This window comes from Pseudomonas sp. P5_B3, assembly GCF_056400405.1.
Genome location: NZ_JBFULI010000021.1, coordinates 59,578 through 86,418 on the forward strand (window position 1 = coordinate 59,578; position 26,841 = coordinate 86,418).

28 protein-coding genes are annotated in these 26,841 nt (G+C 58.7%); 23 read left to right on the plus strand and 5 right to left on the minus strand.

The window, feature by feature from the left end:
• Positions 1-137: 137 nt before the first annotated feature.
• The 6 genes from tilS to ispD all read left to right on the plus strand — a co-directional run bounded on the left by tilS (position 138) and on the right by ispD (position 6,814).
• Positions 138-1,466, plus strand: coding sequence for a tRNA lysidine(34) synthetase TilS (gene tilS, locus AC1DRN_RS14535; protein WP_223458400.1), 1,329 nt, complete (start codon positions 138-140; stop codon positions 1,464-1,466).
• Positions 1,467-1,740: 274 nt separating this feature from the next.
• On the plus strand, positions 1,741-3,372 hold the full coding sequence (locus AC1DRN_RS14540; protein ID WP_095943886.1) for a CTP synthase: 1,632 nt from the start codon (positions 1,741-1,743) through the stop codon (positions 3,370-3,372).
• Positions 3,373-3,377: 5 nt separating this feature from the next.
• Complete coding sequence (kdsA, locus tag AC1DRN_RS14545) at positions 3,378-4,223, plus strand: 3-deoxy-8-phosphooctulonate synthase (RefSeq protein WP_056720954.1); 846 nt, start codon at positions 3,378-3,380, stop codon at positions 4,221-4,223.
• A 156-nt stretch (positions 4,224-4,379) separates the two neighbouring features.
• Positions 4,380-5,669, plus strand: a complete 1,290-nt coding sequence (gene eno, locus AC1DRN_RS14550; protein WP_056720952.1) for a phosphopyruvate hydratase — start codon at positions 4,380-4,382, stop codon at positions 5,667-5,669.
• Positions 5,670-5,831: 162 nt separating this feature from the next.
• On the plus strand, positions 5,832-6,110 hold the full coding sequence (ftsB, locus tag AC1DRN_RS14555; protein WP_007996937.1) for a cell division protein FtsB: 279 nt from the start codon (positions 5,832-5,834) through the stop codon (positions 6,108-6,110).
• A complete protein-coding gene (gene ispD, locus AC1DRN_RS14560) occupies positions 6,107-6,814 on the plus strand; it encodes a 2-C-methyl-D-erythritol 4-phosphate cytidylyltransferase (RefSeq protein ID WP_223458402.1) in 708 nt (235 codons plus the stop codon). The genes ftsB and ispD overlap by 4 nt, the downstream gene beginning before the upstream one ends.
• A gap of 164 nt (positions 6,815-6,978) precedes the next feature.
• Here ispD and AC1DRN_RS14565 read toward each other — a convergent pair whose 3' ends face one another.
• Complete coding sequence (locus tag AC1DRN_RS14565) at positions 6,979-7,875, minus strand: LysR family transcriptional regulator (protein WP_111281389.1); 897 nt, start codon at positions 7,873-7,875, stop codon at positions 6,979-6,981.
• Positions 7,876-7,981: 106 nt separating this feature from the next.
• Between AC1DRN_RS14565 and AC1DRN_RS14570 the strand changes: the two genes are divergently transcribed.
• From AC1DRN_RS14570 to rpoS, 8 genes are all read left to right on the plus strand, one after another.
• Entirely contained in the window at positions 7,982-9,094 is a 1,113-nt protein-coding gene (locus AC1DRN_RS14570) for an S-(hydroxymethyl)glutathione dehydrogenase/class III alcohol dehydrogenase (RefSeq protein WP_223458404.1), read from the plus strand.
• Positions 9,095-9,102: 8 nt separating this feature from the next.
• A complete protein-coding gene (gene fghA / locus AC1DRN_RS14575) occupies positions 9,103-9,948 on the plus strand; it encodes an S-formylglutathione hydrolase (RefSeq protein ID WP_223458406.1) in 846 nt (281 codons plus the stop codon).
• Between the two features lie 43 nt (positions 9,949-9,991).
• Positions 9,992-10,465 carry a 2-C-methyl-D-erythritol 2,4-cyclodiphosphate synthase gene (gene ispF, locus AC1DRN_RS14580; RefSeq protein WP_007970721.1) on the plus strand — a complete coding sequence of 158 codons (474 nt, stop codon included), beginning with the start codon at positions 9,992-9,994 and terminating at the stop codon, positions 10,463-10,465.
• Positions 10,462-11,520: a tRNA pseudouridine(13) synthase TruD gene (gene truD / locus AC1DRN_RS14585; RefSeq protein WP_223458408.1), complete on the plus strand. Its 1,059-nt coding sequence runs from the start codon at positions 10,462-10,464 to the stop codon at positions 11,518-11,520. Before ispF ends, truD begins: the two co-directional genes overlap by 4 nt.
• The gene (gene surE, locus AC1DRN_RS14590; protein WP_477786736.1) at positions 11,508-12,257 is read left to right on the plus strand and encodes a 5'/3'-nucleotidase SurE; all 750 of its coding nucleotides are present in this window, start codon (positions 11,508-11,510) and stop codon (positions 12,255-12,257) included. The genes truD and surE overlap by 13 nt, the downstream gene beginning before the upstream one ends.
• 41 nt (positions 12,258-12,298) lie before the next feature.
• Positions 12,299-12,934 (plus strand): protein-L-isoaspartate(D-aspartate) O-methyltransferase, encoded by a 636-nt coding sequence (locus AC1DRN_RS14595; protein WP_477786739.1) that lies wholly within the window; start codon positions 12,299-12,301, stop codon positions 12,932-12,934.
• Positions 12,935-13,146: 212 nt separating this feature from the next.
• Positions 13,147-14,004, plus strand: coding sequence for a peptidoglycan DD-metalloendopeptidase family protein (locus AC1DRN_RS14600; protein WP_223458412.1), 858 nt, complete (start codon positions 13,147-13,149; stop codon positions 14,002-14,004).
• Between the two features lie 106 nt (positions 14,005-14,110).
• Complete coding sequence (gene rpoS, locus AC1DRN_RS14605) at positions 14,111-15,118, plus strand: RNA polymerase sigma factor RpoS (RefSeq protein WP_477786737.1); 1,008 nt, start codon at positions 14,111-14,113, stop codon at positions 15,116-15,118.
• A 472-nt stretch (positions 15,119-15,590) separates the two neighbouring features.
• Here rpoS and fdxA read toward each other — a convergent pair whose 3' ends face one another.
• Both fdxA and mutS read right to left on the minus strand, forming a co-directional pair.
• Complete coding sequence (gene fdxA, locus AC1DRN_RS14610) at positions 15,591-15,914, minus strand: ferredoxin FdxA (protein WP_223458414.1); 324 nt, start codon at positions 15,912-15,914, stop codon at positions 15,591-15,593.
• 142 nt (positions 15,915-16,056) lie between these two features.
• Positions 16,057-18,636 (minus strand): DNA mismatch repair protein MutS, encoded by a 2,580-nt coding sequence (gene mutS, locus AC1DRN_RS14615; protein ID WP_223458415.1) that lies wholly within the window; start codon positions 18,634-18,636, stop codon positions 16,057-16,059.
• Positions 18,637-18,836: 200 nt separating this feature from the next.
• On the opposite strand from mutS, the gene AC1DRN_RS14620 reads away from it, so the two are divergent.
• The 5 genes from AC1DRN_RS14620 to recX all read left to right on the plus strand — a co-directional run bounded on the left by AC1DRN_RS14620 (position 18,837) and on the right by recX (position 22,332).
• Positions 18,837-19,580 carry a LexA family transcriptional regulator gene (locus AC1DRN_RS14620; protein WP_223458417.1) on the plus strand — a complete coding sequence of 248 codons (744 nt, stop codon included), beginning with the start codon at positions 18,837-18,839 and terminating at the stop codon, positions 19,578-19,580.
• A gap of 173 nt (positions 19,581-19,753) precedes the next feature.
• Complete coding sequence (locus tag AC1DRN_RS14625; protein WP_223458428.1) at positions 19,754-20,095, plus strand: phage holin family protein; 342 nt, start codon at positions 19,754-19,756, stop codon at positions 20,093-20,095.
• Positions 20,096-20,213: 118 nt separating this feature from the next.
• Positions 20,214-20,714: a CinA family protein gene (locus tag AC1DRN_RS14630; RefSeq protein WP_057400907.1), complete on the plus strand. Its 501-nt coding sequence runs from the start codon at positions 20,214-20,216 to the stop codon at positions 20,712-20,714.
• A gap of 83 nt (positions 20,715-20,797) precedes the next feature.
• Positions 20,798-21,856, plus strand: coding sequence for a recombinase RecA (gene recA / locus AC1DRN_RS14635; RefSeq protein WP_007996915.1), 1,059 nt, complete (start codon positions 20,798-20,800; stop codon positions 21,854-21,856).
• An 8-nt stretch (positions 21,857-21,864) separates the two neighbouring features.
• On the plus strand, positions 21,865-22,332 hold the full coding sequence (gene recX / locus AC1DRN_RS14640; RefSeq protein ID WP_223458430.1) for a recombination regulator RecX: 468 nt from the start codon (positions 21,865-21,867) through the stop codon (positions 22,330-22,332).
• A gap of 44 nt (positions 22,333-22,376) precedes the next feature.
• On the opposite strand, the gene AC1DRN_RS14645 is transcribed toward recX, so the two are convergent.
• Positions 22,377-23,495 (minus strand): LOG family protein, encoded by a 1,119-nt coding sequence (locus AC1DRN_RS14645; protein WP_223458432.1) that lies wholly within the window; start codon positions 23,493-23,495, stop codon positions 22,377-22,379.
• 481 nt (positions 23,496-23,976) lie between these two features.
• Between AC1DRN_RS14645 and AC1DRN_RS14650 the strand changes: the two genes are divergently transcribed.
• Complete coding sequence (locus AC1DRN_RS14650; protein ID WP_223458434.1) at positions 23,977-24,171, plus strand: hypothetical protein; 195 nt, start codon at positions 23,977-23,979, stop codon at positions 24,169-24,171.
• Here AC1DRN_RS14650 and AC1DRN_RS14655 read toward each other — a convergent pair whose 3' ends face one another.
• Positions 24,172-24,594, minus strand: a complete 423-nt coding sequence (locus AC1DRN_RS14655) for a PA3611 family quorum-sensing-regulated virulence factor (protein WP_223458436.1) — start codon at positions 24,592-24,594, stop codon at positions 24,172-24,174.
• A 188-nt stretch (positions 24,595-24,782) separates the two neighbouring features.
• Between AC1DRN_RS14655 and AC1DRN_RS14660 the strand changes: the two genes are divergently transcribed.
• The 3 genes from AC1DRN_RS14660 to AC1DRN_RS14670 all read left to right on the plus strand — a co-directional run.
• Positions 24,783-25,541 (plus strand): tRNA-uridine aminocarboxypropyltransferase, encoded by a 759-nt coding sequence (locus AC1DRN_RS14660; protein ID WP_223458438.1) that lies wholly within the window; start codon positions 24,783-24,785, stop codon positions 25,539-25,541.
• A 219-nt stretch (positions 25,542-25,760) separates the two neighbouring features.
• Positions 25,761-26,411: a response regulator transcription factor ErdR gene (erdR, locus tag AC1DRN_RS14665; protein ID WP_223458440.1), complete on the plus strand. Its 651-nt coding sequence runs from the start codon at positions 25,761-25,763 to the stop codon at positions 26,409-26,411.
• A gap of 75 nt (positions 26,412-26,486) precedes the next feature.
• Positions 26,487-26,841 (plus strand): diacylglycerol kinase (locus tag AC1DRN_RS14670; protein WP_477786738.1); only part of this gene is annotated, 355 nt, incomplete at its 3' end.

Genomic DNA, 26,841 nt, shown 5'->3' on the forward strand with positions numbered 1-26,841 from the left:
CTTCGGCCAATGATGCAAAACACTGTGGGAGCGAGCTTGCTCGCGATGAGGGTATAACAGTCGACGAATATGTTGAGTGTTAGGCCGCTATCGCGAGCAAGCTCGCTCCCACATTTGATTTGTGCAAAGGGAAAGATATGGATCGGCCCGCGATTGATTTGCCTTCCAGGCTTTTGCTGAATCTGAAACCATGGCGCAATGCGGCCCATTGGCACATCGCCTTCTCCGGCGGCCTGGACTCCACCGTCCTGCTGCACCTTCTCGCACAACTCGCAAAAACCGAATCCCTGCCGGCGCTGAGCGCCATCCATGTTCATCACGGCCTTCAAGCTGTGGCCGATGCGTGGCCGGAACATTGTCGTGCTGTGTGCGCTGCGCTGGGCGTGCCGCTGCAAGTGGTTCACGTGCAGGTGCAGCCGGGTGCCAGCCTTGAACGTGCAGCTCGGGAGGCGCGGTATCACGCCTTCACTGAAACCGTTCAGGGCAACGAAGTGCTGCTGACAGCCCAGCACCGCGACGATCAGGCGGAAACCCTGTTGTTTCGCCTGTTGCGCGGAGCGGGCGTGCGCGGATTGTCCGGGATGCCGCGTCATCGCCCGTTGGGCAAGGGGTATTTGCTGCGGCCATTGCTTGATGTCACGCGGGCTGAACTGGAGGCTTATGCCAATGCGCATGGCTTGAGCTGGATCGAAGATCCCTCGAACCAGGATCGGCAGTACTCGCGCAATTACCTTAGGCATCAAGTCTTGCCCGTGCTGATCCAGCGCTGGCCACAAGCGGTGGCGACCATGGCCCGCAGCGCGGCGCATTTTACTGAAGCGCAGGGGCTGCTCGAAGAGCTGGCGGACATGGATTTGCGTGAGGCCAGCTCTGCCAGTGAGTTTGCCTGGCTGGGCTTGCGATCCCTTGAACTGGCGCCGCTTGCGCAATTGTCTGTTGCCCGGCAGCGCAATGCCTTGAGTCATTGGCTCGATCCGCTGACTCGCTTGCCGGATACGGACCATTGGTCGGGTTGGGAGAATTTGCGCGACGCCAACGGCGATGCCTGCCCGGTGTGGCGGCTGGCCGATGGCGAACTGCATCGGGCGGGCGGGCGCATCTGGTGGCTGTCCGGTTGCTGGCTGCGCACTATGCCCTCTGCTGGAACGTGGCAAAGTCCAGTATCACCGCTGATATTGCCGGATAACGGTGTACTGAGTGTCACCGGCCAAATCCCCGATGGCCCGTTACAGATCCGCTATCGTGAAGGGGGAGAGGTCATGGCTTTGCCAGGCCGCGGCCATCGGGACCTGAAACGTTTGCTCAATGAAAGCGGTGTACCGTCCTTCGTACGCGGCAGATTGCCGCTGCTCTACAAAGACGGGCAACTGCTGGCGGTAGCGAACCTCAAGGGGCTCGATGGTGGTGCGATCGGCGACTGGCATTTGCACTGGCAGCCACTGAACGAAGATCAAGGTTTGAGCTGAAAGGGGCTTTCCGGTAGACTACGCTCCCTTCTTGATACAACTTCTGTGGATTCGCCTGAATTGCAGGAGTTGCCGATTACCAAGCAGTCTTTGCTGGGCGATTCCAAAAAATGTGTAGCGAGCAACGAACCGGTGTTTCATTTTCCGGTCTGTCCCAACGCGGCGGTTTTTTTGAAAGGTGCGCTGTGATTAATGCAGGTGATCGGGGGCTTCGGCCTTCCTTCGCTTTCCCCGGCGGCTCGGACCGCTTTAACGCAGACTTCTAGGGTTTTTCATGACGCGCTACATATTCGTCACGGGCGGTGTTGTTTCTTCATTGGGGAAAGGCATTGCATCGGCATCATTGGCGGCCATCCTGGAGGCGCGGGGACTTAAGGTCACCATGCTGAAGCTGGACCCGTACATCAACGTCGACCCGGGCACCATGAGCCCGTTCCAGCACGGTGAAGTGTTCGTCACTCACGACGGCGCGGAGACCGACCTGGACCTGGGCCACTACGAGCGGTTCATCCGCACGACCATGACCCAGAACAACAACTTCACCACCGGCCGTGTCTACGAACACGTCCTGCGCAAAGAGCGCCGTGGTGACTACCTGGGTGCAACCATCCAGGTGATCCCGCACATCACCGACGAAATCAAGCGCCGCATCATCAAGGGTGCGGGCGACGCTGACGTGGCTATGGTCGAGATCGGCGGCACCGTGGGTGACATCGAGTCGCAACCGTTCCTCGAGGCGATCCGCCAACTGCGTTTCGAAGTCGGCGCCAAGCGCGCGATGCTGATGCACCTGACACTGGTGCCGTACATCGCCACTGCCGGCGAAACCAAGACCAAGCCAACCCAGCACTCGGTGAAGGAGCTGCGTTCCATCGGCCTGCAACCCGACGTGCTGGTCTGCCGCTCCGATCACCCGATCGATATTTCCTCGCGTCGCAAGATCGCGCAGTTCACCAACGTTGAAGAGCGTGCGGTGATCGGCCTGGAAGACGCCGACACCATCTACAAGATCCCGGGCATCCTGCACTCCCAGGGCCTGGACGATTTTGTCGTCGAGCGTTTCGGCCTGCAATGCGGCGGTGCCGATCTGTCCGAGTGGGAAGCCGTGGTCGACGCCAAGCTCAATCCTGAGCACGAAGTCACCATTGCGATGGTCGGCAAGTACATGGAGCTGCTGGACGCCTACAAGTCGCTGATCGAAGCGATGAGTCACGCCGGCATCAGCAACCGTACCAAGGTCAACCTGCGCTACATCGATTCCGAAGACATCGAGAACCAGGGCACTGCGTTGCTGGAAGGCGTCGACGCCATCCTGGTGCCAGGCGGCTTCGGTCTGCGTGGCGTTGAAGGCAAGATCACCGCCGTGCAATACGCTCGCGAAAACAAGGTTCCGTACCTGGGTATCTGCCTGGGCATGCAAGTGGCCGTCATCGAGTTCGCACGTAACGTGATGGGCTGGAAAGACGCCAACTCCACCGAGTTCGATCGTGCAAGCGGTCACCCGGTCGTGGGTCTGATCACCGAGTGGGAAGATGCCACCGGCGCTGTTGAAACCCGTACCGAAACCTCGGATCTGGGCGGCACCATGCGCCTGGGTGCGCAGGATTGCCTGCTGGAGCCGGGCTCGCTGGTCCACGGCTGCTACGGCAAGGACGTGATTGTCGAGCGTCATCGTCATCGCTACGAAGTGAACAACAACCTGCTGCCGCAAATCATGGAAGCCGGTTTGAAAATCTCCGGTCGTTCCGGTGATGGCGCACTGGTTGAAGTGGTTGAAGCACCGGATCACCCATGGTTCGTCGCTTGCCAGTTCCACCCGGAGTTCACCTCGACGCCACGTGACGGTCACCCGCTGTTCAGCGGTTTCGTCAAGGCAGCGTTGACTCAACACCAGAAGAAGGCGTAACCCCGATGGCACAGAAGATCATCCGCGTCGGCGACATCGAGATCGCCAACGACAAACCCATGGTGCTGTTCGGCGGCATGAACGTGCTGGAAAGCCGCGACATGGCCATGCAGGTTTGCGAAGAGTATGTGAAGGTCACCGAAAAGCTCGGTATCCCTTACGTGTTCAAGGCCAGTTTCGACAAGGCCAATCGGTCTTCTGTGACCTCCTATCGTGGTCCTGGCCTGGAAGAGGGCATGCGCATCTTCCAGGACATCAAGCAAGCCTTCGGCGTGCCGATCATCACCGACGTCCACGAGCCTGACCAGGCCGCGGTCGTCGCTGAAGTCTGCGACATCATCCAGTTGCCAGCTTTCCTGTCACGCCAGACCGACCTCGTGGTCGCGATGGCCAAGACCGGTGCAGTGATCAACATCAAGAAAGCCCAGTTCCTCGCGCCTCAGGAAATGAAACACATCCTGAACAAATGCGTAGAAGCCGGTAACGATCAGTTGATCCTCTGCGAGCGTGGTTCGAGCTTCGGCTACAACAACCTGGTCGTCGACATGCTCGGCTTCGGCATCATGAAGCAGTTTGAATACCCGGTGTTCTTCGACGTGACCCATGCGCTGCAAATGCCTGGCGGTCGTTCCGATTCCGCCGGTGGTCGTCGCGCCCAGGTCCTCGATCTGGCAAAAGCCGGCATGAGCCAGTCCCTGGCCGGCCTGTTCCTGGAAGCCCACCCGGATCCGGACAACGCCAAATGCGATGGTCCTTGCGCCTTGCGCCTGGACAAACTGGAGCCATTCCTGGCCCAGCTCAAAGCCCTGGACGAACTGGTGAAGAGTTTTCCGACGGTAGAAACCGCGTAATCCTCAATTCTCCGGTAAAGTACCGCACGATTTAACGCCCAGGCCCTCGGGCCTGAGCCTTGTCGTCTGCAAGACTGCCCGCTGCACCTCGCTTGCCGACGATCAAAGATTTCCTACAGCTGCGTCGTTTTCGTCAACTTTGGAGTGTTTACAACAATGGCTAAAATCGTCGACATCAAAGGTCGTGAAGTTCTCGACTCCCGTGGCAATCCCACCGTGGAAGCGGACGTGCTTCTCGACAACGGCATCATCGGCAGTGCCTGCGCGCCGTCCGGTGCTTCCACTGGCTCGCGTGAAGCGCTCGAGCTGCGTGATGGCGACAAGAGCCGTTACCTGGGCAAAGGCGTTCTGAAGGCAGTAGCCAACATCAACGGTCCGATCCGCGACCTGTTGAAAGGCATGGACCCAAGCGACCAGAAAGCGCTCGATCTGGCAATGATCAAGCTCGACGGTACTGAAAACAAAGGTTCCCTGGGCGCCAACGCGATCCTCGCCGTTTCCCTGGCTGCGGCCAAGGCAGCAGCACAGGACCAGGACCTGCCGCTGTACGCTCACATCGCCAACCTGAACGGCACCCCGGGTGTCTACTCGATGCCGGTTCCGATGATGAACATCATCAACGGTGGCGAGCACGCCGATAACAACGTCGACATTCAGGAATTCATGGTTCAGCCGGTTGGCGCCAAGTCTTTCTCGGAAGGCCTGCGCATGGGCACCGAAATTTTCCATCACCTCAAAGCTGTGTTGAAGGCCCGTGGCCTGAGCACTGCCGTCGGTGACGAAGGTGGTTTCGCACCGAACCTGGCGTCCAACGAAGATGCACTGAAAGTGATCTCCGAAGCCGTGGCCAACGCCGGTTACAAGCTGGGCACCGACGTGACCCTGGCTCTGGACTGCGCCGCCAGCGAATTCTACGAAGACGGCAAGTACAACCTGTCCGGCGAAGGTCAGGTGTTCACCGCCGAAGGTTTCGCTGATTACCTCAAAGGTCTGACCGAGCGTTACCCGATCATCTCCATCGAAGATGGCCTGGACGAGTCCGACTGGGCCGGCTGGAAGATCCTCACCGACAAGATCGGCGAGAAGACCCAACTGGTAGGCGACGACCTGTTCGTCACCAACACCAAGATCCTGAAAGAAGGCATCGACAAAAAGATCGCCAACTCGATCCTGATCAAGTTCAACCAGATCGGCACCCTGACCGAAACCCTGGAAGCCATCCAGATGGCCAAGGCCGCCGGTTACACTGCCGTGATCTCGCACCGCTCCGGCGAAACCGAAGATTCGACCATTGCCGACCTGGCCGTGGGCACCTCGGCTGGCCAGATCAAGACCGGTTCCCTGTGCCGTTCCGACCGCGTTTCCAAGTACAACCAACTGCTGCGTATCGAAGAGCAGTTGAACGGCAAAGCCAAGTACAACGGTCGCAGCGAGTTCCGCGGTTGATATAAAAAAAGACACCGGATTGTGTCGGAAAAATCGCTACAGCGACGTTTTTGCCACTAATCTGATGCCTTATATGCACAAGCCTGGTTCTTCCAGGCTTCGTGCTATCAGAAGCTTCACGTTTGGCATGGCTGTCTTTTTTCACTGGATACCTGATATTCGATGCGCAGTCCCAATTGGTTGTTCCTCGTCTTGCTCCTGCTGCTGGCTGGCCTGCAGTACCGCTTGTGGGTGGGTAATGGCAGCCTGGCGCAAGTGGCCGAGTTGACTCAGCAGATTGCCGATCAGCAAGCTGAGAACCAGGCATTGCTGGAGCGCAACCGGGTGATGGACGCCGAAGTCAGTGAATTGAAAAAGGGCATGGAGACCGTTGAAGAACGGGCTCGCCATGAATTGGGCATGGTCAAGGACGGTGAAACCCTTTACCAGTTGGCCCAATGATTAATTCGTTACCGGCCTTCTGGGCCGTGATTCCTGCCGCGGGCGTCGGTGCCCGTATGGCTGCGGACCGTCCCAAGCAATACTTGCAACTGGGCGGGCGCACTATTCTCGAACACAGCCTTGGCTGTTTCCTTGATCATCCATGCCTCAAAGGTCTGGTGGTCAGTGTTGCTGTTGACGATCCTTATTGGCCGAACCTGGCGTGTGCCAGTGATCCGCGTATTGCCCGGGTCGAGGGTGGCACCGAGCGTTCCGGGTCGGTGCTCAATGCGCTGCTGCACCTGCATGCGCAGGGCGCTGATGACGAGGATTGGGTACTGGTTCACGATGCCGCACGGCCGAACCTCAGTCGTGACGATCTGGACAAGCTGCTGGCTGAACTGGCTGACGATCCTGTCGGCGGACTGCTGGCGGTTCCGGCTCGGGATACGCTCAAGCGAGTCGACAAGCACGGTCGCGTGGTCGAAACCGTGGATCGCAGTGTGATCTGGCAGGCCTACACGCCGCAGATGTTTCGCCTTGGGGCGTTGCATCGGGCTTTGGCGGACAGTCTGGTGGCCGATGCCGTTATCACTGACGAAGCTTCGGCGATGGAGTGGGCCGGTTCGGCCCCACGCCTGATCGAAGGGCGGTCCGACAACCTCAAGGTCACGCGTCCTGAAGACCTTGAATGGTTGAGACAGCGTTGGGCCAATCGTCACTGATTGACTTTGGTTTTGTGCTGCCCCCAATCGCGAGCAAGCTCCCTCCCACATTGGGCGGGGACGAACACAAATCTTGTGAACGCCAGCAAACCCTGTGGGAGSGAGCTTGCTCGCGATTACGGTAGTACTGACAACCGCCATCCTGCTGACACACCGGCACCTTCCTAGCTTCGATACTCCGGCCTTTCAGCCAACCCCTCCTTCAAAAAATCCACCAACTTGCGCACCTTCGGCGACAAATGCCGCTGCTGCGGATACAGCGCCCAAACCGCCGTGTTCGGTGGTTGATGTGCCTCCAGCAACGAAATCAACGCGCCGCTATTCAAATGCTCCAGCACGTAATAGTCCGGCAACTGACACAGCCCTACGCCTTGTAGCGCGGCATCCAGCACCGCTTGCCCACTGTTGCAGCGCCAGTTTCCCTGCACCCGTTGGGAAAATTCCCGCCCGTTCTGCTCCAGTTGCCATAAGTCCGAGCTGCCGATGAGGCAGTTGTGGCGGCTCAGTTCCGACAGACTGTGCGGGCGACCGTAGCGCTCAAGGTAGGACGGCGATGCGCAGAGAAACATACGCCGTGGCGCGAGGCGGGTGGCGACCAGTCGCGAATCTTGCAAACGCCCGAGACGGATCGCCAGATCGAGGCCTTCGTGCACCAGGTCAAGCTGGCGATTGGTCAGTTCGATGTCGATACGCAGTTGCGGATATAGCCCCATGAAGCGGGTCACCAGCGGCACGATGAAGCGCTCACCGTAAGCCACGGCGCAGGTCATGCGCAGCATGCCTTTGGGCTCGCTGGTCAAGTCGCCGACTGCGCGCAACGCCTCTTCACGTCCATCCTGCAAGCGTTGGCAATGTTGCAGGAAGGTTTGTCCGGCTTCGGTCAGCGTGACCCGGCGGGTACTGCGATAGAGCAAGCGGGTTTGCAGGCGCTCTTCGAGGCGTACGATTTGTCGACTGATATGGGAGGAAGAAACCCCGAGGCGTTCCGCGGCAGCGGTAAACTGGCTGCATTCGGCCACCGCGACAAATTCGTCGATTCCTTCCCAGCGGTTTTCGGACATGGATGATTATCCCTGTGCAGCAATAATGTTTTGCTTTTGTCCGGATTATTCACTGTAAGGCTCTGTATTACACTCCCTGTCTCGTTTTCTTCACTGGAGAGTCACCATGATCAAGTCGCGCGCCGCCGTTGCCTTCGAGGCCAAGAAGCCCCTCGAAATCGTTGAAGTCGATGTCGCCATGCCCAAGGCCGGTGAAGTATTGCTGCGCGTGGTGGCCTCCGGTGTCTGCCACACCGATGCCTACACACTGTCTGGCGCTGATCCGGAAGGCATCTTCCCGTCGATCCTCGGCCATGAAGGCGGTGCGATCGTGGAAGCGATTGGCGAGGGAGTGACTTCCCTTGCGGTGGGCGACCATGTGATCCCGCTGTACACCCCGGAATGCGGCAAGTGCAAATTCTGTCTGTCGGGCAAAACCAACCTCTGCCAGGCGATTCGCGCGACCCAGGGTAAAGGCCTGATGCCGGATGGCACTTCGCGTTTTTCCTACAAGGGCGAAACGATTTTCCATTACATGGGCACCTCGACTTTTTCCGAGTACACCGTGCTGCCAGAAATATCCGTCGCCAAGATTCCTAAAGAAGCGCCACTGGAAAAAGTCTGCCTGCTCGGCTGCGGCGTCACCACCGGCATCGGTGCGGTGCTCAACACTGCCAAGGTGAAACCGGGTGATACCGTGGCCATTTTCGGCCTCGGCGGTATCGGTCTGTCGGCTGTCATCGGCGCCGTAAAAGCCAAGGCAGCTCGCATCATCGCCATCGACATCAACCCGGCGAAATTCGAAATCGCCAAACAGTTGGGTGCAACCGACTGCGTGAACCCGAAAGACTTCGATCGTCCGATCCAGGAAGTCATCGTCGACATGACCGATGGCGGCGTCGATTTTTCCTTCGAGTGCATCGGCAATGTGCAGCTGATGCGCGCGGCGCTGGAGTGCTGCCACAAGGGCTGGGGCGAATCGGTCATCATCGGCGTTGCCGGTGCCGGGCAGGAAATCTCGACCCGTCCATTCCAGCTGGTCACCGGCCGCGTCTGGCGCGGTTCGGCGTTCGGCGGCGTGCGCGGCCGTACCGAGTTGCCGAGCTATGTGGAAATGGCCGAGACCGGTGAGATTCCGCTGGATACCTTCATCACCCACACCATGGGCCTGGAAGATATCAACAAGGCGTTTGACCTGATGCATGAAGGAAAAAGCATCCGCTCCGTCATTCATTTCTGAGGTCTGTCATGAGCCTGGAAAATATCTCCTGCCAGAAAAGTTTTGGCGGCTGGCACAAGCGCTATCGCCATCGCTCGGAAGTGCTCGGCTGCGACATGGTGTTCGCCGTCTACCTGCCACCGCAGGCGGAGCAGGGTGGCAAGCTGCCGGTGTTGTACTGGTTGTCCGGCCTGACCTGCACCGACGAGAACTTCATGCAAAAGGCCGGCGCCATGCGCATGGCCGCCGAACTGGGGCTGATCATCGTCGCACCGGACACCAGCCCGCGCGGTCCTGATGTGCCGGGCGACCCGGATGGCGCCTGGGACTTCGGCCTCGGCGCCGGGTTTTATCTGAATGCCACCCAGGAACCGTGGTCGCGACACTATCGGATGCATGACTATGTCGTGCAGGAATTGCCGGCATTGGTCGAGGCCCATTTCCCGGCGTCGGACAAACGCGGTATCAGCGGCCATTCCATGGGTGGCCACGGTGCGCTGGTCTGTGCCTTGCGCAATCCGGGGCGCTATTTGTCGGTATCGGCGTTCTCGCCCATCAACAATCCGATGGATTGCCCGTGGGGGCAGAAAGCTTTCTCCCGCTATCTGGGAGAAGACCGTTCGAAATGGCGCGAATGGGATGCTTGCGCGTTGATTGCCGAGGCCGATGAAAAGCTGCCGCTGCTGGTCGACCAAGGCGATCGCGACGATTTCCTCGCCAACCAACTCAAGCCGGACGCCTTGCAACAGGCGACTAAACTGGCGGGTCATGCGCTGACGTTGCGTCTGCAACCGGGCTATGACCACAGCTATTTCTTCATCGCCAGTTTCATCGATGAGCACTTACGGCATCACGCGCATGCTCTAGGTGCCTAATGCAGGTAGAATCACGCCCTGACAAAAATCGGGGCGTTTTTTTATGCGTATTGGCCACGGCTATGATGTGCACCGTTTCGCTGAAGGCGATTTCATCACTCTGGGCGGCGTGCGCATTGCACACAGCTTCGGGTTGCTCGCTCACTCTGACGGTGACGTCCTCTTGCACGCCTTGAGCGATGCCTTGCTCGGCGCCGCGGCGCTGGGCGACATCGGCAAGCATTTCCCGGATACCGACCCGCAATTCAAGGGCGCCGACAGCCGTGCGCTGTTGCGTCACGTCGTCGCACTGGTCCATGCCAAAGGCTGGAAAGTCGGCAACGTCGATAACACCATCGTCGCCCAGGCGCCGAAAATGGCCCCGCATATCGAATCGATGCGCGCGCTGATTGCCGCGGATCTTCAAGTAGAGTTGGATCAAGTGAACGTGAAAGCTACCACCACCGAAAAGCTCGGCTTTGTCGGTCGCGAAGAAGGCATTGCCGTGCACTCCGTTGCCTTGTTGCTGCGCGCATGAACGAACTGCAATTGCTCGGCCCGCGGGCTTACGGTGAAGCCCTCGGCACGGCGGTCCTGAAAGCGATCGCGGAAGATTTCCAGGTCGACGAAGTCCTCGACATCCCCCTGAGTGGCGAAGGCGAACACTTGTGGATCTGGGTGGAAAAGCGCGGTCTGAACACAGAAGAAGCGGCACGGCGGATTGCCAAGGCAGCAGGTGTGCCATTGCGCACAGTCAGCTATGCCGGGCTCAAGGATCGTCAGGCGTTGACTCGCCAGTGGTTCAGCGTGCAATTGCCGGGCAAGGCAGACCCTGATCTGTCGGCCGCGGAAAACGATACGCTGAAGATCCTCAAGACCACCCGCCACAAGCGCAAACTGCAACGCGGCGCCCACTCGGCCAACGGTTTTACATTGCGCCTGACGCAATTCGCCGGCGACAAGGCTGCGCTTGAAGAGCGTCTGCAACTGATCGCCAAACAAGGCATCCCCAATTATTTCGGCGCTCAGCGTTTCGGTCATGACGGCGGTAACGTCGTCGATGCTCGCGCCTGGGCCGCGCGCAAGGCCTTGCCGGAGCAGCGCAACGTGCGCTCGCGTCTGCTCTCCACGGCGCGCAGTTTTCTGTTCAATCAGGTGCTGGCCGCACGTGTCGCCGATGGCACCTGGCAGCGTGCCCAGGTGGGAGATCTGCTGGCGTTCACCGACAGCCGCAGCTTTTTCCCGGCAGGTGAGGCTGAGTGCAGCGACCCGCGCCTGGCGATTCTCGATCTGCACCCGACCGGTCCGCAGTGGGGCGAAGGTGACTCGCCGGCCACGGGCGTTGTCCATGAACTGGAGCAGGCCATCGCCGCACGCGAAGCGGATTTGCGTGACTGGTTGATCAACGCCGGTATGAGCCACGAACGTCGCATCCTGCGGCTGCCCATTGGCGGGCTGACGTGGCATTATCCCTCGCTGGACATTCTCCAACTGGAATTCATCCTGCCGGCCGGATGCTTCGCCACCGTATTGGTGCGTGAGCTTGTTGATCTGGTGCCGGTGGGGCAGACGGACAGCCCATGCGTATTCTGATTTCTAACGACGATGGGGTAACCGCACCCGGTCTCGCCGCGCTTTATGCTGCGCTGGCGGATTACACCGAATGCGTGGTTATCGCCCCGGACCAGGACAAAAGCGGCGCCAGCAGTTCGCTGACGCTGGACCGTCCGTTGCACCCGCAAACCCTGGCCAACGGCTTTATCAGCCTCAACGGCACACCCACCGATTGCGTGCACCTGGGCCTCAACGGCCTGCTGGAGCGCGAAGCGGACATGGTGGTTTCCGGTATCAACCTGGGCGCGAACCTGGGGGACGATGTCCTGTATTCCGGTACGGTGGYGGCGGCCCTTGAGGGGCGTTTCCTGAAACACCCTTCGTTTGCTTTTTCTCTGGTCTCACGTCAGGTAGAGAACCTTCCCACAGCTGCCTATTTCGCGCGCAAACTGGTCGAAGCCCATGTTGACCTGGTTCTGCCACCGCGTACGGTACTGAACGTGAACATTCCCAATTTGCCGCTGGACCATATCCGCGGTATCCAGCTGACCCGCCTGGGTCATCGCGCCCGTGCCGCGGCACCGATGAAAGTGGTGGATCCGCGGGGCAAGTCCGGTTACTGGATCGCGGCGGCCGGGGATGCCGAGGACGGTGGCCCGGGTACCGATTTCCATGCGGTGATGCAGGGTTATGTTTCGATCACGCCGTTGCAACTGGATCGCACCTTCAATGATGCCTTCAGAAGTCTGGACGGCTGGCTGGAGGGTCTGCGCTGATGGGTCGCGAACAAGACGATATGCTGCGTCGCGGCATTGGCATGACTTCCCAGCGAACCCGGGAGCGGCTGATCCAGCGTCTGTACGAAGAAGGCATCTCCAACGCCAGGGTGCTGGAGGTCATTCGCCGGACCCCGCGCCACCTGTTCGTCGACGAAGCGCTGGCGCATCGTGCTTATGAAGACACAGCGCTGCCGATCGGCAATAACCAGACTATCTCCCAGCCGTATATGGTGGCGCGCATGAGCGAGCTGCTGCTGGAGGCAGGTCCCCTCGACAAGGTGCTGGAGATCGGCACGGGCTCGGGTTATCAGACGGYGGTGCTGTCGCAACTCGTCGAGCGTGTGTTCTCGGTCGAGCGCATCAAGGTTTTGCAGGATCGTGCGAAGGAACGTCTGGTCGAACTGAACCTGCGCAACGTGGTGTTCCGCTGGGGCGATGGCTGGGAGGGCTGGCCGGCACTGGCGCCGTACAACGGGATTATCGTCACTGCAGTGGCGACCGATGTGCCCCAGGCATTGCTTGACCAGTTGGCACCGGGAGGCCGAATGGTGATCCCTGTCGGGTCCGGGGAAGTTCAGCAATTGATGCTGATCATTCGCGAGGAACAGGGTTTTTCCAGGCATGTTCTGGGGGCTGTGCGCTTCGTGCCATTGCTCAATGGGCCACTGGCCTGAGCATTTGTTTCGGCACGCTGAATTCTCTGCGATTGCCTTTGTCTTACAGCGGCATCGTGCGGTTAAACGGGATTCATCGTCAGGCAGCAAACGTGTGCGCGACACCGATTCGCTACATTAAAGGTACAGCGTGCACGGCCCGTTATACTTGCGACAGTTCATTGCCGGACTCCGGCATTTCACATTTTCAGCCACCACAGAGGGAGCGGCGGGTGAGTCTCACAGTCATTGCGCAGCGAATGAGTAAAACGAGCTTTCAGCGCCTGGTGACTGGCCTTGTCTTGAGCACCTTGCTGGTCGGTTGTTCCAGCAACAAATCCAGCGATGTTCGTGTCTTGGAACGCAACAATGCCGCGCCTCAGCGCCCKGTCGTGACCACCGGACAATACGTCGTTCGGCCCAAGGACACCCTGTTCTCCATCGCCTTTCGTTACGGTTGGGACTATAAGGCTCTGGCGGCACGCAATAACATTCCTGCGCCCTACACCATTCATCCGGGTCAGACGATTCGCTTTGATGGTCGCACCGATTCAACGTCGACGACGGTGGTCAGTTCGTCCAGTTCAACACCTTCGTCGTCGAGTAAAACCACGGTCATCCGTCGTCCGGTAAACGGTGCGACCACCAGCACGACAACGATTGTACCGTCCGTCGCGAACAAGCCTGAACCGGCTCCATTGCCCCCTCCCGGGCCAGCCCCGACCGGCTGGGGATGGCCATCTAATGGCATTCTTATCGGGAAATTCTCTTCAAACGGTAGTTTGAATAAAGGAATTGATATCGCCGGAGATTTGGGACAGCCTGTTTTAGCTGCGTCTGATGGGACGGTGGTGTATGCCGGGAGTGGCTTAAGGGGCTACGGCGAATTAGTGATCATCAAACACAGTGAAACCTACGTCAGTGCCTACGGACATAACCGCAGGCTTTTGGTTCGGGAGGGGCAGCAGGTCAAGGTCGGACAGACAATTGCCGAAATGGGGTCAACGGGTACAGACCGGGTGAAACTGCATTTTGAGATTCGCCGCCAGGGTAAACCTGTAGATCCGCTGCAATTCCTGCCACGTCGTTGATCGCTTACCAGCCTGTTCCGTCGCGTAGAGGGGAACAGGCTCCAGCGTTGCCAGGGAGAAAGGCGCCGCTTGAGCTTGAGGTCGAACTCACCAAAGGACTATAACAATGGCTCTCAGTAAAGAAGTGCCGGAGTTTGACATCGACGATGAGGTTCTCCTTATGGAGAGCAGCATCGATATGGATTCGATGTCGAATGATGAAGGGGCGGCTCCACCTTCCGTTCGTGCCAAATCCAAACACTCCGCATCGTTGAAACAACACAAGTACATTGACTACACGCGGGCACTAGATGCCACGCAGCTGTATCTCAATGAAATTGGTTTCTCTCCCCTGCTGTCACCCGAAGAAGAAGTTCATTTTGCGCGCCTGTCGCAAAGTGGCGATCCGGCCGGGCGCAAACGCATGATTGAAAGTAACCTGCGGCTGGTGGTGAAAATCGCCCGACGCTACGTCAATCGTGGGTTGTCGCTGCTGGACCTGATCGAAGAGGGCAACCTCGGCTTGATCCGGGCGGTGGAGAAGTTCGATCCGGAACGCGGTTTCCGCTTCTCGACCTACGCGACCTGGTGGATTCGCCAGACCATCGAACGCGCAATCATGAATCAGACCCGGACCATCCGGTTGCCGATCCATGTGGTCAAAGAGCTGAATGTGTACCTGCGGGCCGCGCGGGAGTTGACGCAAAAACTCGACCATGAACCCTCACCCGAAGAAATCGCCAACCTGCTGGAAAAGCCGGTAGGAGAGGTCAAGCGTATGCTCGGCCTGAACGAGCGGGTTTCCTCGGTCGACGTCTCGCTGGGTCCGGACTCGGATAAAACCCTGCTTGATACCCTGACTGACGACCGTCCAACCGATCCATGCGAACTGTTGCAGGACGACGACCTGTCCCAGAGCATCGATCAATGGCTCTCGGAGCTGACCGACAAGCAACGCGAAGTGGTAGTACGCCGCTTCGGCCTGCGCGGTCATGAAAGCAGCACCCTTGAAGACGTAGGCCKGGAAATCGGCCTGACCCGTGAGCGGGTCAGGCAGATTCAGGTCGAAGGCTTGAAGCGGCTGCGCGAGATCCTTGAAAAAAATGGTCTGTCGAGCGAGTCGCTGTTCCAATAAGGCGCTCACTGCGATGGCATAAAAAACCCCGACCGGCTCGGGGTTTTTTATTGTCTGGCCTGGGGATCGAATCCCCCTCGGGATTTTGGTTTCGTGCTGTAAGCCTTGGCTTACTCTTGCGTAAGTGTTCGTTATTTTTACACTCTGGCAGTCGTCTATGTTGAACGCTGTTTGTCTCTATCTTTTTGATTCATATAGATATTTATTATTATTAATGATGTGTGACAGTTGGAATTCGCGCCAAGGGGCGGTTGATCTCCGAGGGGAAAACTCTAATATTCAGGTTGTGTCGACGGACAGACACGTCCTTCATGGATGAAGGAAATGGACATCGCAGGACGCGATTCATCAGGACGATGAAAAGGAACACAGGGAATAGGGAAAAAATGTGGGCGGGTCAAACCGCCCCTTTTTTTGCCTGCAGAAAAGCAAAAAGGCCCTTGTGGGGCCTTTTTCGGGAACGCGGGGGTAATCAGCGTTCGAGGTGTTCGATCTTGCCTGGCTTGCCATCCCATTCAGCGGAATCTGGCAGCGGATCTTTACGTTCAGTGATGTTAGGCCAGATATCGGCCAACTCAGCGTTCAGCTGAATAAAGTTTTCCATGCCGGCCGGAACTTCATCTTCGGAGAAGATGGCAACAGCAGGGCATTCAGGTTCGCACAGCGCGCAATCGATGCACTCATCCGGGTGGATCACCAGGAAATTCGGGCCTTCGTAAAAGCAGTCCACCGGACAGACTTCTACGCAGTCGGTGTACTTGCACTTGATGCAGTTGTCGGTGACGACGAAGGTCATTTCTAATTTTCTCCTCAGGCGCGGCTTGCTGCGCCCCTTTTCGTAGGGGTCGCCAGGTTCGGGAGCGATAGTCTGCTGGCCAGGCTATTAGCCAGCAGCATCCCAAACCGCGCGAGATTCTAACAGCTTGCAAGCCGCTGCGTTAGATCCGTGTCTTTAGTGTATAGAGCATTTCGAGAGCACGACGTGGTGTCATGTCGTCCAGATCGAGCTTGGCCAGGTCATCCAGTACCGGGTGCGGCAAGCTGGCAAACAGATCGCTTTGCAGCGGCGCAGCCGATTTGCCTTTGGCCGGTGCCGGTGTTTCATGGGGCAGGGCGGTGTCTTCCAGGCGGCTCAAATGCTCACGGGCGCGGGTGATGACTTCACTCGGTACGCCCGCCAGTTGCGCAACGGCCAGGCCATAACTCTGGCTGGCAGGTCCAGGCAGCACGTGGTGCAGGAACACGATGCGTTCATTGTGCTCGGTGGCATTGAGGTGCACGTTTGCCACCAACGGCTGGGCTTCCGGCAGGACGGTCAGTTCAAAGTAGTGGGTGGCGAACAGCGTGTAGGCACGCAGGTGCGCCAGGCGTTCGGCTGCCGCCCATGCCAGGGACAGGCCGTCGAAGGTGCTGGTGCCGCGCCCGACTTCGTCCATCAGCACCAGGCTGCGCTCGGTGGCATTGTGCAGGATGTTCGCGGTTTCGCTCATTTCCACCATGAAGGTCGAACGCCCGCCGGCCAGGTCATCGCTGGAGCCGATCCGGGTGAAGATGCGGTCGACCAGCGACAGTTCGCAACTGGCTGCCGGCACGAAGCTGCCGATGTGCGCCAGCAGCACGATCAAGGCGGTCTGACGCATGTAGGTGGATTTACCGCCCATGTTCGGACCGGTGATCACCAGCATGCGGGTGTTGTCGTCCAGGCTCAGATCGTTGGCCACGAATGGCGTGGTCAGCACTTGTTCGACCACCGGGTGACGACCCTGGGTGATGCGCATGCACGGCTCGCTGACGAAGCGCGGGCAGTTCAGGTCGAGGTTCAGCGCACGCTCGGCCAGGTTGCTCAAGACGTCCAGCTCGGCCAGGGCGCCGGCGGTGTCCTGCAAGGGTGGCAGCTGGGCGATCAGGTCTTCGAGCAGCGCTTCGTAAAGCATCTTCTCGCGCGCCAGGGCACGGCTCTTGGCCGATAATGCCTTGTCTTCGAACGCCTTGAGTTCCGGGGTAATGAAGCGCTCGGCGCCTTTGAGCGTCTGGCGGCGAATATAGTCGGCCGGTGCCGATTCCGCCTGTTTGCTTGGCAGCTCGATGAAATAACCGTGGATGCGGTTGTAACCGACCTTCAGGTGCGACAAACCGGTGCGGGCCTTTTCGCGAGCTTCGAGGTCGATCAGGAATTGCCCGGCGTTTTCGCTCAGCGACTGCAGTTCGTCGAGTTCGCTGTCGTAGCCGGTTTTCAGCACGCCGCCGTCACGAATGACTGCCGGCGGGTTGTCGATGATGGCCTTTTCCAGGAGTGCCGCCAGTTCCGGGTAGGTGCTGGTGATGCTGGCGAGTTGCTGGAGGTGCGGGGCTTCGAGTTCCGTCATTGCCACTTGCAGTTCGGGCAGTGCGCCGAGGGCGTCACGCAAACGGGCGAGGTCGCGCGGGCGGGCATTGCGCAGGCCGATCCGCGCCAGAATCCTCTCGATGTCACCAATTTCCTTGAGCTGCGGTTGCAGCCTTTCAAAGCGGTAACCGTCGAGCAGGCAAGTGATCGAGGTCTGGCGCGCGAGCAATACTGTCAAATCGCGCAACGGGCGATTCAGCCAGCGGGTCAGCAGGCGGCTGCCCATGGCAGTCTGACAACGGTCCACCACCGATTGCAGGGTGTTGTCGCGGCCCCCGGCCAGGTTGGTGTCGAGCTCCAGGTTGCGACGGCTGGCGCCATCGAGCACCACGGTGTCGTCCAGGCGCTCATGACGCAGACTGCGCAAATGGGGCAGGGCGGTGCGCTGGGTTTCCTTGGCGTAGGCCAGCAGGCAACCGGCGGCGCCGATCGCCAGGGTCAGGTTTTCGCAGCCAAAGCCCTTGAGATCCTGAGTCGAGAATTGCTGGCACAGGCTTTTGAGCGCCGAATCGCGTTCGAAATCCCACGGCGCACGGCGACGCACGCCGCGGCGTTTTTCCGCCGGCAGATCCTTGGGCCAGTCATCCGGGATCAGCAGTTCCACCGGGTTGACCCGCTCCAGTTCCGCCAACAGGTTTTCCCAGCCCTTGATTTCCAGCACGCTGAAGTTGCCGCTGGTGATGTCCAGCACCGCCAGGCCGAACAGGCGCTCATCGCCCAGGACTGCAGCGATCAGGTTGTCCCGACGCTCGTCCAGCAGCGCCTCGTCACTCACCGTCCCCGGCGTGATGATGCGCACCACCTGCCGCTCCACCGGCCCTTTGCTGGTGGCCGGGTCGCCGACCTGCTCGCAGATCACCACCGATTCGCCAAGCTTCACCAGTTTCGCCAGGTAACCCTCGGCGGCGTGGTAAGGAATACCGCACATCGGAATCGCCTGGCCAGCCGACTGCCCACGGGCCGTCAGGGTGATGTCCAGCAACTTGGCGGCCTTCTTCGCGTCTTCATAGAAGATCTCGTAGAAGTCGCCCATGCGGTAGAACATCAGCTGGTCCGGGTGCTGGTTTTTCAGGCGCCAGTACTGCTGCATCATCGGGGTGTGGGAGGACAGGTCGGAGACGGCTTTATTCATCGGATTGTCAGGAAGCTCGTTGAAAGAAATGGGGCAAAAGCGGGGCAACGGCCGGGCTTTTCCGCGATGGGCGCAAGGTTACCATGGGCGGTCTACCCGACGCAGGCACCGCGGCCGGGTGACATCTTTTACGATGCAAAAATAATGTTATGCATCGACTATGCAAATCAGCATTGTCTTCTTCGAGAAGAGCAAGCACTATGCGCGTTATGCAAAAACGCAACGTATCAACTGTCTTAAGAGCATTGCTCGATCAGCACGGGATCTCCCCTACGGAGCTTCACCGTCGTACCGGCGTGCCTCAATCCACGCTCTCGCGCATTCTCAGCGGGAAGATCGTCGATCCTTCGGATAGGCACATTTCGAAAATTGCCGACTATTTTTCCGTGAGCACCGACCAGTTGCGTGGCCGCGCGGACGTCGCGCCTTCCGCTAGTGCCGGGCGCGCTCCCGTGCATTCGGAACTCAAGGATATAAGTCTGTGGGACGACGATACTCCTGTCGATGACGATGAGGTGTCGGTCCCCTTTCTTCGCGAGGTTGAATTGGCTGCAGGATCAGGAAGATTCGTCATCGAAGAAAGCGAGCGCTCTAGTTTGCGCTTTGGAAAGCGTAGCCTGCGCCATAACGGCGTGCAGTTCGACCAGGCAAAATGTGTGACAGTGCGGGGCAACAGCATGTTGCCGGTACTGCGTGACGGCGCCACGGTCGGGGTCAATGCCGGCAAGTGCGGTATTGGCGATATCGTTGACGGCGACCTTTATGCAATCAATCACAACGGCCAATTGCGGGTGAAGCAGCTGTATCGCCTGCCGTCCGGGATTCGCTTGCGCAGCTTCAATCGCGACGAGCATCCGGACGAGGACTACAGCTTTCAGGAAATCCAGGAGGAGCCGATTGTTATCCTCGGCCATGTCTTCTGGTGGGGTATGTACGCCCGCTAACACTCCTGGCGTTCAGATAAAACCCGCTTCCCGAGCGGGTTTTTTCGTGTGCTGAAAGCATCGGATTGTCTTCTTGTATGCGTTTGCGCATTGACTTAATATGCATTAATGCATAGTCTTGTTGCCTATCTATTCAAGAACACGGAATGACCGTTCACTCAAGGAGGCATGAAATGACCGCTGAGCAATATGCGCTGCTGGACATGCCTCTGTGGCTGGTCATCAGCCTGCCAATACTCGGTGGCGTTACCGGTGAAATGTGGCGTGCGGATAAAGAGGGCGTTCGTGGCTGGCTCCTTGTCCGGCGCCTGAGCCTGCGGTCTGGCTCCAGCATGATCTGCGGCGCCTCGGTCATCATGCTGCTGCACGCCGCCAATGTTTCCATTTGGGCCGCTTGTGCGGGTGGTTGTTTAGCGGCGATGGCCGGGACAGACGTAGTTCTAGGGTTGTATGAGCGTTGGGTGGCCAAGCGTATGGGGGGCGGACATGTTCCGTCCGGTGACGTCGAAGATTGATTCCCCGACAGGCCTTTTCCAGAGCCTCTGGTTCTTTACATTTTGATCGGTCCCGTCGCTTGCAAGTGCGGTCTGCTCGTGTACGGTTAACCTCATCCCGCCCGATCAGGAGATGACCGTGAACGAAATCACCCAGCTCGCCGCCGAACTCGGCAGACGCCTGCAGGTTCTCAATGCCCACGTCACCACGGCGGAGTCCTGCACCGGCGGAGGCATCGCCGAGGCTATTACCCGTATCCCCGGGAGTTCGGCCTGGTTCGAGGCCGGTTATGTCACCTACTCCAACCGGCAGAAAACCCTGCAGCTGGATGTCCCGGTGGAGTTGTTCACCACCGTGGGCGCGGTCAGCCGCGAGGTGGTCGAGGCCATGGTCCGGGGGGCGCAGAAGAAAAATAGCGCGTATTTCTCCGTGGCGGTCAGTGGCATCGCCGGGCCGGATGGTGGAACGGCGAGCAAGCCGGTTGGCACGGTGTGGCTGGCCTGGGGCGTTGGAGACCAGGTGTTCTGTGAGCGGCAGCACTTCCCGGGTAATCGCGACGACGTCCGCCGACAAACGGTGAAGGCCGCGCTAGAGGGGCTGCTGCGGTATGCCGCGGCAGAAATCTCAAATCAGGGGTAGGCGATCCGGAATCGCTGTGGAATAATACTGGCTACTTATACAGGTGTTGGCCGTCAGGCCTTATTGATTACGTGAGGACTTTAATGGACGACAACAAGAAGAAAGCCTTGGCTGCGGCCCTGGGTCAGATCGAACGTCAATTCGGCAAGGGTGCCGTAATGCGTATGGGCGATCAGGACCGTCAGGCAATCCCGGCCATCTCCACTGGCTCTCTGGGTCTGGACATCGCTCTTGGCATCGGCGGTCTGCCAAAAGGCCGTATTGTTGAAATCTACGGTCCTGAATCTTCCGGTAAAACCACGCTGACCTTGTCCGTGATCGCCCAGGCTCAAAAAGCCGGTGCGACCTGCGCATTCGTCGACGCCGAACACGCCCTCGACCCTGAGTACGCCGGCAAGCTGGGCGTCAACGTCGACGACCTGCTGGTTTCCCAGCCGGACACCGGCGAGCAGGCTCTGGAAATCACCGACATGCTGGTGCGTTCCAACGCGGTTGACGTGATCATCGTCGACTCCGTGGCCGCCCTGGTGCCAAAGGCTGAAATCGAAGGCGAAATGGGTGACATGCACGTGGGCCTGCAAGCCCGTCTGATGTCCCAGGCGCTGCGTAAAATCACCGGCAACATCAAGAACGCCAACTGCCTGGTGATCTTCATCAACCAGATCCGTATGAAAATCGGTGTGATGTTCGGTAGTCCGGAAACCACCACCGGTGGTAACGCACTGAAGTTCTACGCATCGGTTCGTCTGGACATCCGTCGTACTGGCGCGGTGAAAGAAGGTGATGAAGTCGTTGGTAGCGAAACCCGCGTCAAGGTTGTGAAGAACAAGGTGGCTTCGCCGTTCCGTCAGGCCGAGTTCCAGATTCTTTACGGCAAGGGCATCTACCTCAACGGTGAGATGATCGACCTGGGCGTTCTGCACGGTTTCGTCGAGAAGTCCGGTGCCTGGTATGCCTATGAAGGCACCAAGATCGGTCAGGGCAAGGCCAACTCGGCCAAGTTCCTGGCAGACAACCCGGAAGTCGCGGCAAAGCTGGAGAAGCAACTGCGTGACAAGCTGCTGTCGCCTGCATCGGTTGCGGACGCCAAAGCTTCTGCGGTCAAAGAGACCGAAGACGACCTGGCTGACGCTGATATCTGATCGAAGCGATGATCGCCGTACTCGATACACTCGTCGCGGTGCGGCGAACCGCAATGGACCTGCTCGCACGACGCGAGCACGGTCGTGTCGAGCTGACGCGTAAACTGCGTCAGCGCGGCGCCCTCCCTGAAATGATCGAAACAGCACTCGACCGGTTGACGGAAGAGGGGTTGTTGTCCGAAACCCGTTACCTCGAAAGTTTCGTTTCCTACCGCGCCCGTTCCGGTTATGGCCCTTTACGCATTCGTGAAGAGTTGAGCCAGCGCGGCCTGCAGCGCACCGATATTGAGCTCGCCCTGCGTGAGAGCGGTATCGACTGGCAGGAGCAGCTGGCCGATACCTGGCGGCGCAAGTTCTCCGGGCAATTGCCGGCAGACGCCCGGGAGCGAGCCAAACAAGGCCGGTTCCTGGCGTATCGGGGATATTCCATGGAGATGATCAACCGCCTGTTCAGCGGTCGAGGGATGGACGATTGAACTGAAACGGCCTGCTATTTCGATAACGGGCCGTTTTTTATGCCTCACGTAACCTTTGACGGCTCCCGCGTGCGTTGCTGCACTTGGGGGGTTGATTGTGCCCAGTTTTCCGGCAGGTTGATGTAGTCCACAAGCTCGCGCAGACGGCCATGATTGCGGGCGTTGAAGTTGAAGACCAGCCGTGCCAGATGGCTGAACTCGGCTTCGTCGTGTACTTCACCGTTGTAAACGTGCTGATGGAAATGATCGCTCAGACACAGGTCGGCGAAAGCTTCCTGCATATGCTCGAGTGCCCGGTCATTGAGTGTGTGATTCATGCGAATCAGGAACTGATGCTTGAGCCAGCGACTGGAGTGGAAGTTGCTGTAGAACTGGTTGATCTGCTCCACCGCCTCTTCGACGCTGTAGACCAGTTTCACCAGCTTCATGTCAGTGGGCAGGATGTAGTGGTTTTCCTCCAGTTGCTGGTGAATGAAGTCCAGTGCGCCTTGCCAGAATTTGCCGCCCGGCATGTCCAGTAGCACCACTGGCACCAATGGGCTCTTGCCGGTCTGGATCAGCGTCAGCACTTCCAGCGCTTCATCCAGCGTACCGAAGCCGCCCGGGCACAGCACCAGGGCATCGGCTTCCTTGACGAAGAACAGCTTGCGAGTGAAGAAGAAGTGGAAGGGCAGCAGGTTGGTCGTGCCGTCGACAGTAGGGTTGGCATGTTGCTCGAAGGGCAGCGTGATGTTGAACCCCAGGCTGTGTGTCAGACCGGCGCCTTCATGGGCGGCGGCCATGATGCCGCCACCGGCGCCAGTGATCACCATCAGGTCCGAGCGCGCCAGCGCGGTGCCGAGTTCCCGGGCCATGCTATAGAGCGGATGTTCCATGGGGGTACGGGCCGAGCCGAAAACAGTGACTTTGCGTCGCCCCTTGAACTGTTCGAGCACGCGGAAAGCCTGTTCCAGCTCGCGCAGGGCTTGCAGGGTGATTTTGGCATTCCAGCGATTGTGGTCTTCCTGAGCCATGCGCAGCACGGTCAGGATCATGTCGCGGTAGATCGGGATGTTCGGGCTGTTGGGTGAAATCAGCTTGAGTTGTTCTTCGACCTTGCTGATGAGGTCGTGGCCGCTTTCTTCAAAATGACGGCTCAGGAGGTCATTCGGTTGGTAAGGCATTCAACTTCTCCTTCTGCACAGAACCTTCGGCCCGACAACGTACGTCGGAGCCACGACACTCCATGTGTCGCTGTCTGCCCAGGCCCATGCCTGGGCGATCTACTTGATCCGAAAACATCGGATCATCCAAACAGGCCCTGTTTTTCCCTTGGATGAAAGAAACGTTCGCACTGCACGACAAGCGACGGCCAGCCCCTTTCCAGCCCTGAAAAAGTGAACGTGGATACCCTGAAATCTAGACCTTCACAGTGATTTGCGCTGCCTTGATCATTGCGCCACAACGTCTTTCCTGGCAACCGCTTATTGACGATTTGCAAGGTGTATTCACCGCTCGTCTGAACGTTCGTCGCATGTGCGGCGCTCTGATTTACTAAGTTACAAGCGTCACACGACAACTTTGCGTCAACGGCAGGGCGCACGGTACAAGCGATTCAAGGATTTATCACTCAAACATGAGTGAAGTGCAGGGAGGCGGGAAACCATGGCCAGAGTCGTTCTGGAGATCGATACGCAGCTGTATCGATTGCTGAAGTCATCAGCCGAGACCCATCATTGGAGTCTCGAAGAGGAGTGCTGCCGACGTTTGCGCGGTGGCGAACGCCGTTCACATTACTTGCAGGCGCTGCTGGCAGAACTGCGCGCCGAAGATGAACAGCGGCGCGCCAATTCCAGGTGATTACTTTTTCTTCCTGGCCGGTTGCAGGCAATCCGATTCCTGGAAGCTTGCGGAGCCGACCGGGCGGTTGGTCTTCACCTCGGTGAAGTCGTAACGCATGATTGCGCCCCTGGCCATCAGCTTGCGAAACCCTTCGTTTCGGCAGACAGAAGCCCCCAACTGGAAGTACACGGCTTTCGGGTCTGCACGCATCTTGTCGGCGTGGCTGCTCTGCACGCTCAGGTGGTTGATCAGCTGTTTGCCTTCAACGGTGTAGCCTTGATCGAGAATGTCTTCGTTGATCGCTCGCGGAGTGCCGACGCTGCTCTGGGTGGCGACGTTTTGCAGCATTTTGTTCAGTTCCGTGTCTTTCAAGGACGCAGCCTGGGCGTTGAAGGACGACGCCAGCAAAATGGCCGCGGTAGGAACGATAAGGCGCAGCATGAAACTCTCCTGGTTCAGTGATGGGGCTTTGACCCGTCACGTGACTGTGCGTTCAGTGGCGGCGGATTATAGGGGAGGTGGGCTGGACGGTACAGGCTTGCGCCGGGCGGTCTGGTAAACTGCTGGCACTTTTTACCCTGTCGAGTGTTTTTCGTGTCGATTTCCCTTCTCTGTGGGCGTTGCCCGCTATGAGCCATACCCCCGCGCGCTTTGCGTTGAATGCCGTCGCCCGTTTGCGCGATCAGCGCGAGGAGGAGGGCATCAAGCCGATTCAGGCCCGCGGCTGGCGCGCGACGCGCTGCCGTGACTGCCGGGTGATCGAGAGTCACTGCCTGTGCGCATGGCGTCCGCAGGTCGCTACCCGCTCCGGCGTGTGTCTGATCATGACCAACAAGGAAGTGTTCAAACCAAGCAACACCGGTTGGCTGATCGCCGACGTGGTACCTGACAACCATGCCTTCATCTGGTCCCGTACCGAGATCGATCCGAAGTTGCTGGCGCTATTGTCCGACCCGCAATGGCAGCCTTATCTGGTGTTTCCGGGGGAGTACGTCGAACCTGAACGCGTGACAAACACTGTGGACGTCGATGGCACGAAGCGCCCGCTGTTCATTTTGTTGGATGCGACCTGGACCGAAGCGCGGAAGATCTTTCGCAAGAGCCCCTATTTTGACCGACTGCCGATCCTCAGCCTGCTGCCGGAGAAACTCTCCCGCTACCGGTTGCGCCGCTCGACTCGCAGCGAGCATCTGTGCACGGCGGAAGTGGCGGCGCTGTGCCTCGACCTTGCAGGCGATGTAACCGCAGCCTCGGCGCTGGATGCCTACTTCGATGTGTTCAGCCAGCATTACCTCGACGCCAAACATCAGTTGGACATGAACGTTTCGACCCCGGCGCACGCCGAGTTGATGCCCTATGTTCAGCCGGTCACTCCGTTGATGGGCTGATTGTTGCGCATGCTGCAATAACCTGTACCGGCCATGCTGCTTGACCACCCCGGCTTCGCTGGGCATGCTTGGCTCCGATCAGGGTGCGGCCTGAATTTGCAACGCGTTTTTTGCGTTGAACGTGCCTTGTCGGTGCAGCTCCGTGGCTGTGCCTTGAGGTGCTTTGGCGAGGTCCGAATGCATCGGGCGTCCCATGAAAAAAACAGGATCATTTGAAAAATGGCCACATACGAAATCCTGATTGCCGATGACCACCCACTTTTCCGTAGTGCCTTGCATCAAGCGCTGACCCTGGGCCTTGGCCCGGATGTCCGTCTGGTGGAAGTGGCGAGCATCGCCGAACTGGAAGTCCGCCTGACGGAAAAATCCGATTGGGATCTGGTGCTGCTGGACCTGAACATGCCGGGAGCCTACGGTTTTTCCGGACTGGTCCTGCTGCGCGGTCAGTACCCGCAGATTCCGGTGGTCATGGTTTCGGCCCAGGAAGAGCCGACCATCATGGTCAAGTCTCGTGAATTCGGCGCCAGTGGCTTCATTCCCAAATCCAGCGACTTGAGTGTGATCCAGAAAGCCGTGCGTGCGGTCCTCGATGGTGACGTGTTCTGGCCGCCGCAGGCGTTCGAAGCGGTCAGCGTCTCGCAAGAGGCCAAGGCGGCCAGCGAAGGTCTTGCCAGCCTGACGCCGCAGCAATTCCGGGTGCTGACCATGGTCTGCGAAGGCTTGCTGAATAAGCAGATCGCCTACGTGCTGAGTGTTTCCGAGGCGACGATCAAGGCGCACGTGACCGCGATTTTCCGTAAACTGAATGTGCGGACCCGGACCCAGGCCGCGCTGCTCTTGCAACAACTTGAGTCAATTTCCAGCCATTAAAGGCTGGCGACTTCACGCTTTTTTGACTTTGGTTGATCTAGCTTTCCCACTTCTTTTTTGTCAGTTGCCCACTCTATGTCACCTTTCAAAGGCCAGACCGGCCTGAAACGTATTCTCAATGCCTCCGGTTATTCGCTGGACGGCCTGCGCGCAGCCTTCACCGGTGAAGCCGCCTTTCGGCAATTGGTATTGCTCAACGTCATCCTGATTCCCCTGTCGTTCTTCCTGAATGTCAGCCGGGTTGAACGGGCGTTGCTGATCGCGGTATGCCTGTTGGCGTTGATCGTCGAGTTGCTCAACTCGGCAGTGGAAGCGGCCATCGACCGCATTTCCCTTGAACGGCACCCGCTGTCCAAGAATGCCAAGGACATGGGCAGTGCCGCCCAGTTCGTGGCACTGAGCATGATTGCCCTGGTGTGGGCGGTAATTC